Source organism: Terrabacter sp. P5_B1, assembly GCF_056400505.1.
Map to the genome: position 1 here is coordinate 1 of NZ_JBFULD010000221.1, position 7,065 is coordinate 7,065.

Annotated in this window: 7 protein-coding genes; 5 read left to right on the forward strand and 2 right to left on the reverse strand. The window is 70.2% G+C overall.

Annotated features, from left to right (window positions below; all coding sequences use genetic code 11):
- Both AC1DP0_RS15155 and AC1DP0_RS15160 read right to left on the reverse strand, forming a co-directional pair.
- Nucleotides 1-789, reverse strand: a 789-nt coding sequence (locus AC1DP0_RS15155) for a patatin-like phospholipase family protein (RefSeq protein WP_478085543.1), incomplete at its 3' end; no start/stop codon positions are given.
- Nucleotides 790-830: 41 nt separating this feature from the next.
- Complete coding sequence (locus tag AC1DP0_RS15160; RefSeq protein WP_478085545.1) at nucleotides 831-1,748, reverse strand: sigma-70 family RNA polymerase sigma factor; 918 nt, start codon at nucleotides 1,746-1,748, stop codon at nucleotides 831-833.
- Between the two features lie 103 nt (nucleotides 1,749-1,851).
- Here AC1DP0_RS15160 and AC1DP0_RS15165 point away from each other — a divergent pair, with 103 nt between their 5' ends.
- The 5 genes from AC1DP0_RS15165 to AC1DP0_RS15185 all read left to right on the forward strand — a co-directional run bounded on the left by AC1DP0_RS15165 (nucleotide 1,852) and on the right by AC1DP0_RS15185 (nucleotide 6,875).
- Nucleotides 1,852-2,190, forward strand: coding sequence for a VOC family protein (locus tag AC1DP0_RS15165; RefSeq protein WP_478085547.1), 339 nt, complete (start codon nucleotides 1,852-1,854; stop codon nucleotides 2,188-2,190).
- 338 nt (nucleotides 2,191-2,528) lie between these two features.
- Nucleotides 2,529-3,593 (forward strand): LacI family DNA-binding transcriptional regulator, encoded by a 1,065-nt coding sequence (locus tag AC1DP0_RS15170; RefSeq protein ID WP_478085549.1) that lies wholly within the window; start codon nucleotides 2,529-2,531, stop codon nucleotides 3,591-3,593.
- A 93-nt stretch (nucleotides 3,594-3,686) separates the two neighbouring features.
- The gene (locus AC1DP0_RS15175) at nucleotides 3,687-4,937 is read left to right on the forward strand and encodes a sugar ABC transporter substrate-binding protein (protein WP_478085551.1); all 1,251 of its coding nucleotides are present in this window, start codon (nucleotides 3,687-3,689) and stop codon (nucleotides 4,935-4,937) included.
- Between the two features lie 46 nt (nucleotides 4,938-4,983).
- The gene (locus AC1DP0_RS15180; RefSeq protein WP_478085553.1) at nucleotides 4,984-5,952 is read left to right on the forward strand and encodes a carbohydrate ABC transporter permease; all 969 of its coding nucleotides are present in this window, start codon (nucleotides 4,984-4,986) and stop codon (nucleotides 5,950-5,952) included.
- 2 nt (nucleotides 5,953-5,954) lie between these two features.
- Nucleotides 5,955-6,875, forward strand: coding sequence for a carbohydrate ABC transporter permease (locus tag AC1DP0_RS15185; RefSeq protein ID WP_478085555.1), 921 nt, complete (start codon nucleotides 5,955-5,957; stop codon nucleotides 6,873-6,875).
- The last annotated feature ends 190 nt before the right edge of the window (nucleotides 6,876-7,065 follow it).

Consider the following 7,065-nt stretch of genomic DNA (forward strand, 5'->3'; position numbering starts at 1 on the left):
ACGCGCGACGAGGGCGTCCGTCGGGGTCTGCGGCACCTCGGTGGCGGCGGCCGCCGGCAGCGTCGCCTCCGCGTCGACGTCGCGGGCGTGGCCGCCGAACCGCCCGGTGATGGCGCGCACCCGCTCCGACTCCAGCACGTCCGAGGCGMTGCGCCGCAGGCGGCTCGTCCACTCCTCGTGCGGTCGCGGCTCGGACGACGCCTTGACCGGGGTGGTCGCCCCGCCGGCCACCCGCATGCCCGAGAGCGACACCGCGATGGTCAGGTCGGCCGAGGCGGCCGCCGTCGGCTCGATGGGGATGGGGTTGATGAGGCCGCCGTCGACGAGCACCCGCCCGTTGATGACGGCCGGGGTGATGACGCCCGGGATCGCGATCGAGGCCCGGATCGCGTGCTCGACGGGCCCCCGCTGGAACCACACCTCGCGCCGCGCGTTGATGTCGGTCGCGACGGCCGTGTAGGGGATCGGCAGGCTCTCGATCGTCGCCCCGTCGAGGATCTCGCCGACCTTGGCGATGATGCGCTCGGCCCGGATCGCGCCGCCGGGCCCGGTGATGCTGAGGTCGAGCAGCCGCCACACCTCGCGCTGGGTCAGGCTCCGCGCCCACTCGGTGTAGGCCTCGAGCCTGCCGGCCGCGGCCACACCGCCGACGAGCGCGCCCATCGAGGTTCCGGCGATCGACACGACCTCGATCCCGCGCTCGGCAAGCACCTCGAGCGCCCCGATGTGGGCGTAGCCACGGGCCCCGCCCGACCCGAGCACGACCGCTGCACGCATCCCCTCTGCCACACCATCGACGATAACCCGCGGCCCGATCGGGCACCTGCCGCTCAGGAGCTGAGGTAGTAGATCCCCATGGCGTCGAGCCGGGCCCGATCAGCGACCATCTCGATCCCGGTGACGCGGTCGCCATCGACAGTGAACCGGAAGGCCACCTTGGGCTCGCCGTGCAACGTCCACACCGCGCCGATGCCGCCGTCGAAGGCTGCGAGGCGCGCCGACCTGGCGCCGCCGTTGAACCGCTGGGCCACGGCGTCGGGCCCGCGCAGCGCCTCGGGTGCCCCCATCGCGACGGCCGCGGCATCGGCCGTCAGCACGACGTCGGGGTCGAGCATCTCGAGCAGCGCCGCGAAGTCGCCGCCCCGGGCCGCGGCGAGGAAGGCCGTGACGACCTCCCGCTGCCGCGTCCGTGCCGGGCTGGACTCGGCGGCGTCGGCGGACCGCACGCGACGCCGGGCGCGGCTCGCGAGCTGGCGGGTAGCGGCGGGGGAGCGGTCGATGATGTCCGCGATCTGCTCGAACGGCATACCGAAGAGGTCGTGGAGCACGAAGGCGAGTCGTTCGGCTGGTGCGAGTGTGTCGAGCACGACGAGCAGGGCCACGCCGATGCTGTCGGCGAGCTCGGCCTCGCTCGCCGGGTCGGGCGGCTGCTGGGACGGCGAGGCCGCCACCGTGCGGGCGTCACCAGGACCGACGAGCTCGGCCAGGCCCGCGTCCCAGCTGTCCTCGCGCCGGGAGCTGCGCGACCGCAGCATGTCGAGGCTGATCCGTCCGACGACGGTCGTCAACCAGCCGCCCAGGTTGGTGATGTCGCTCGCATCGCTCCGACTGAGCCGCAGCCACGCCTCCTGGACGGCGTCGTCGGCATCGGCCGCCGAGCCCAGCACCCGGTAGGCCACCGCGCGCAGACGCGGTCGCTGCCGCTCGAAGTCGCTGGCCAGCCATTGTTCGCGAGAGCTCTCGTCCATCGATGTCACATCCTCGGCTCGTGATCCGTCATAGCACTGACGAGCCGGTGCCACCCGATGTGACACCGCGACCACCACCACCACCACCACCAAGGAGAGACCGATGTCTGCCGTGAACACGCTCATCTTCCCCGTCGCGGACCTGGACGCCGCGAAGAAGGTCTTCACCATCCTGCTCGGCGCGCAGCCGCACACCGACGAGTCCTACTACGTCGGCTACAACGTCGACGGCCAGGAGATCGCCCTCGACCCCACCGGCCACCGCAAGGGACTGAAGGGCAGCACCCCCTTCTGGTCGGTCGACGACCTGGAGGCGACCATGGCGTCCCTCGTCGAGGCCGGTGCGACGGTCACGCAGAAGGCCACCAACGTCGGTGGCGGCCGCACCGTCGCCGCCCTCGCGGACGCCGACGGCAACATGATCGGCCTCATGCAGGGCTGACTGTTCGCCGACGACAGCTGCCGGCATCCCGTCACGAATGATGCTGTGCCACAGGGGTCCTCAGGTTTCACTGTCCTGATGGCACGCGGCCCCGCGACGGTGGCTGACCGCATACGACGGGGTCTGGTGACCTCGCCTCCGACGAGGGGCCGGGAGGGTGTCGATGACGCCCACCGGCCCCTCGTCGCTGTCTGCGACTCGCCCGAGGCCTTGCGCCGCGGGCCGGACCTGTGCAGTATGGAACCGCGGATGTAAGCGCTTACAGTTCCGGCCAGGTCTGATCACGGGTACGGACAAGTACGACATCACTCAACGACGAGACGCGAGAGGTGGGAACCATGGCGACAGCGCACGACGCGGGCAGCAGCCCCCTGACGCCCCCCATCCCGACGGGCTCGAACGGCGCCACGATCTACTCGGTCGCCGAGCGCGCCGGCGTCTCGATCGCCACGGTGTCCCGCGTGCTCCAGGGCGCCGGCACCGTCTCGCCGAAGACCACGCAGAAGGTGCTCGACGCCGTCGAGGAGCTCAACTACGTGCCGCTCGGAGCTGCCCGCAGCCTGGCCGTGCGGCACCACGAGGCACACGGCCTCGTCCTGCCCGAGCTCTCCGGTCCCTACTACTCCGAGCTGCTCATGGGCTTCGAGTCGCGCGCTGCCGAGCTGGGCCAGAGCGTGACGCTGATGCTCACCGAGGGCAAGGCCGACATCGCACGCGCGGTGCGCCACCTCGCCACCCACGTCGACGCGATCGCGGTCCTCGGTTCGGCCGCCATGCCGCCGGCCGTCGCCCGCGCCCTGCACGGCCAGAAGCCCGTCGTCATCATCGCCGGCGCCCCCCAGGAGGGCATCGAGAGCGTCCGCGCCGAGAACGCCCACAGCGCCGAGCAGCTCACCGAGCACGTGCTGGCCCACGGCCGCACCCGGCTCGTCTTCGTCGGTGACCCCGGGGGCGCTCCCGACATCAACGAGCGCCACGCCGGCTTCGTCGCCGCCCACCGCGCCCGTGGCCTCGAGCCGGCCGCGCCGGTGCAGGTCCCCTTCCGCGAGGGGGAGGGTGAGGCCGTCGCCGAGCGGATCCTCGCCGGCGAGATCGACACCGACGCCCTCGTCTGTGCMAACGACGAGCTCGCCCTCGCCGTGATGACCCATCTGCAGGACGCCGGCCGCGACGTGCCCGGCGACATCGCCGTCGTCGGCTGGGACGACGTCATGACCTCGCGCTACGTCCGGCCCGGCCTGACGACCGTGCGCCAGCCCGTCCACGAGCTCGGTGTCATCGCCGCCGAGCGCCTGCACCAGCGTGTCTCCGGAGGCCAGCCCCTGCTGGAGCCCCAGATCCTTCCGACCGAGGTCGTCATCCGCGGATCCTGCGGCTGCGCCGATCGCCGACCACCCTCCTGAACCCCACCCCACACGCTCCCGACACAGCCGTCGGAGAACACCCGAGAAAGCGAGACACCGATGAGACGCACCACAGCCATCACGGTCGCGTGCATGACTGCCGCGGCCCTCACCGTGAGCGCCTGCGGTCGCGGCGCCGACAACGGCGGCGCCGCCGGCCAGACCGGGGCCGCTGTCAGCAGCGGCAAGGCCACCGGGACGATCACCGTCTGGGCCATGGGTGCCGAGGGCGACAACCTGTCGAAGCTGACCCAGGACTTCGAGAGCGCCAACCCCGGCGTCAAGGTCCAGGTCACGGCCATCCCGTGGTCTGCCGCACACGACAAGTTCACGACCGCCATCACCGCCGGCAAGACGCCGGACGTCGCGATGGTCGGTACGACGTGGATGGGTGAGTTCGCCAGCAGCGACGCACTCGACCCGACGCCCGCCCAGATCGACAAGTCCGCCTTCTTCGACGGCGCCCAGAAGACGACTGAGGTGAACGGCACCTCCTACGGCATCCCGTGGTACGTCGAGACCCGTGTCGTCTACTACCGTTCCGACCTCGCCAAGAAGGCCGGCTACGAGTCCGTCCCCACGGACTGGAAGGGCCTGCACGACATGGCCAAGGCCATGCAGACCAAGGCTGGCGCCAAGTGGGGCATCGGCCTGCAGGCCGGCGGCGAGGGCTCGTGGCAGTCCGTCATGCCCTTCGCGTGGAGCGAGGGTGCGGACCTGACGAAGAACGGCGGCAAGGCCTACAACTTCGACAGCCCGCAGCTGCTCAAGGCCACGCAGTACTACCAGTCGTTCTTCACCGACGGCATCTCCAACAAGAGTGCCCCGGCGACCCCGACGACCGAGCCCGACTTCGCCAGCGGCCGGGTCCCGATGTTCATCTCGGGCCCGTGGGAGATGTCCGCGGTCGAGAAGGTCGGCGGCGCCGGTTTCAAGGACAAGTACAACGTCGCGCCTATCCCCGCCGGCTCGGCCGGCTCGTCCTCCTTCGTCGGTGGCTCGAACTTCGTCGTCTTCAAGAACACGAAGAACCGCGACACCGCGTGGAAGTTCGTCCAGTGGCTCGCCGACCCCAAGGTCCAGTCGAAGTGGTACACCATCTCGACCGACCTCCCCTCGGTCAAGAGCGCCTGGCAGGACTCCGCCCTCGCCTCGGACAAGAAGCTCGCCGTCTTCGGCAAGCAGCTCGAGACGGCCAAGGCGCCGCCGTCGTTCCCGACGTGGGAGCAGGCCGTCAAGGCTCTCGACACCGAGATGGAGAAGATCACCAAGACCGGTGAGGACCCGGCCGCCGGCCTCAAGACGGCCCAGCAGCAGGCCGACTCCATCGGGACGGGTCTGTAGTCCGATGACCGCCCAGACCGGCMCGACCGGGTCCCCCACCGGGCCCGTGACGCCAGCTCCGGTCACCGCTCCGGGACGGCCCGACGACGGGTCGTCCCGGGGGGCGGGCGACGGAGGGTCCCGTCAGCGGGCTGGTACGGCCCGCCGACGGGAGGGGCGGGCGGCCTGGATCCTCGCGATCCCCTTCTGCCTGCTCTTCCTCGCCTTCACCGCCTGGCCGGTGATCCAGTCCCTCTTCATGAGCATCACCGACACCAGGGCCCGCGACCTGCGACACCCCTTCAGTGTCAACGTCATCGGTCTGGACAACTACACCAAGGCACTCTCGGACCCCACCTTCCGCAAGGCCGCCGGCAACACCGCATACTTCGTGCTCGTCGGTATGCCGCTGACGCTCGTCGTCGCCCTCGCCGCGGCGGTCGCGCTGGACAAGGGGATCACCCGCTTCCGCGCGGTCTTCCGCCTCGGCTTCTACATGCCGGTGATCACCTCGATCGTCGCCGTCGCCGTCGTGTGGCGCTTCCTGCTGCAGGACCCCGGCGGCCTCATCAACACGGCGCTCGCCTGGGCCGGCATCACCGGCCCCMACTGGCTCGGTGACCCGAACTGGTCGATGCCCTCGCTGATCCTCATGGCGTCGTGGCGCAACTTCGGCACGGCGATGATCATCTTCCTCGCCGGCCTCCAGGCGGTGCCCGCCGAGCTCCACGAGGCCGCCGCCATCGACGGCGCGAGCGCGTGGAAGCGGTTCCACTTCGTGACGATGCCGCTGCTGCGCCCGACCCTGCTCTTCGTCATGGTGACCACCGCCATCGGCTACCTCCAGTTCTTCGAGGAGCCGTTCGTCATGACCCAGGGCGGTCCACTCAACAGCACGATCTCGCTGTCGATGTACACCTACCAGCAGTTCGGTTTCGGCAACTACGGCCTCGCATCGGCGATGAGCTACCTCATCTTCGTCGTCATCGCGATCGTCACGGCGCTCCAGTTCCGCCTGCTCCGAGAGAGGACCTGACCATGTCCGTCGACACCGCACAGCGGCCGACCGGACCGGCCCCCGCACCGGGCCGGGCGAACCGGCGCGCCCGCTCGGGCAGGACCGGGTCCGGCATGGTCGGCGCGAGCCAGGGCGGCCGTTGGTGGCTCTACCTCGTGYTCGTCGTCGCGCTCGTCGCCGTCATCGCCCCGTTCATCTGGATGGTGCTCGGCAGCTTCAAGGGTGAGGGCGAGCTGCGCCAGATCCCGCCGACCTGGCTGCCCCAGCACGCCTCGCTCGACAACTACACGCAGTTGTTCAACAAGCTGAGCTTCGGGAAGTACTTCACCAACTCCATCCTCGTCGCAGTCGTCGTGACGGCCGGCAACCTCATCTTCTGCTCGATGCTCGGCTACGCCCTGGCCATGCTCGACTTCAAGGGCAAGAAGGCCATCTTCATCGCCGTCATGGGCACCCTGATGATCCCCGGCGTGGTGACCTTCGTGCCGCTCTTCGTCCTCGTCGCGAACGCCGGACTCATCGACACGATCCCCGGCCTCTTCCTGCCGTTCCTCGTCAGCCCGTTCGGCGTCTTCCTCATGCGCCAGTTCATCCTCGGGCTGCCCAAGGACCTGCTCGACGCGGGCCGCGTCGACGGCGCCGGTGAGCTGCGGATCTTCTTCCGGATCATCCTCCCGCTGTGCGGTCCCGCCCTGGCGACGCTCGGGATCCTGACGTTCCTCGGCAGCTGGAACAACTTCCTGTGGCCGCTCGTCGTGGCGCAGTCCGAGGACCGCTACACCCTCCCGGTGGCACTCGCCCTCTACTCGACCGGCCAGAACAGCACGAACTACGGGCTGCTGCTCGCAGGCGCGACGGTCGTCATCATCCCCATCCTCGTGGTCTTCCTCATCTTCCAGAAGCGCTTCATCGAGGGCATCGCGACCACCGGCCTGAAGTAGCCCGCCGGACCCCCCTTTCCGACCCCTCGACGCAAGCGTGAACCGAACCTGAAACGGAGCACAGCCCATGTCCGACCTCACCATCCCCGCGCGCCCCGCGCCCAGCCGGCGCAGCCTGCTCATCGGGGGCGCCGCCTCCGTGGCGGCGCTCGCCCTGGCTCCGGCGGCCGCAGCGCAGGCGGCCCCCACC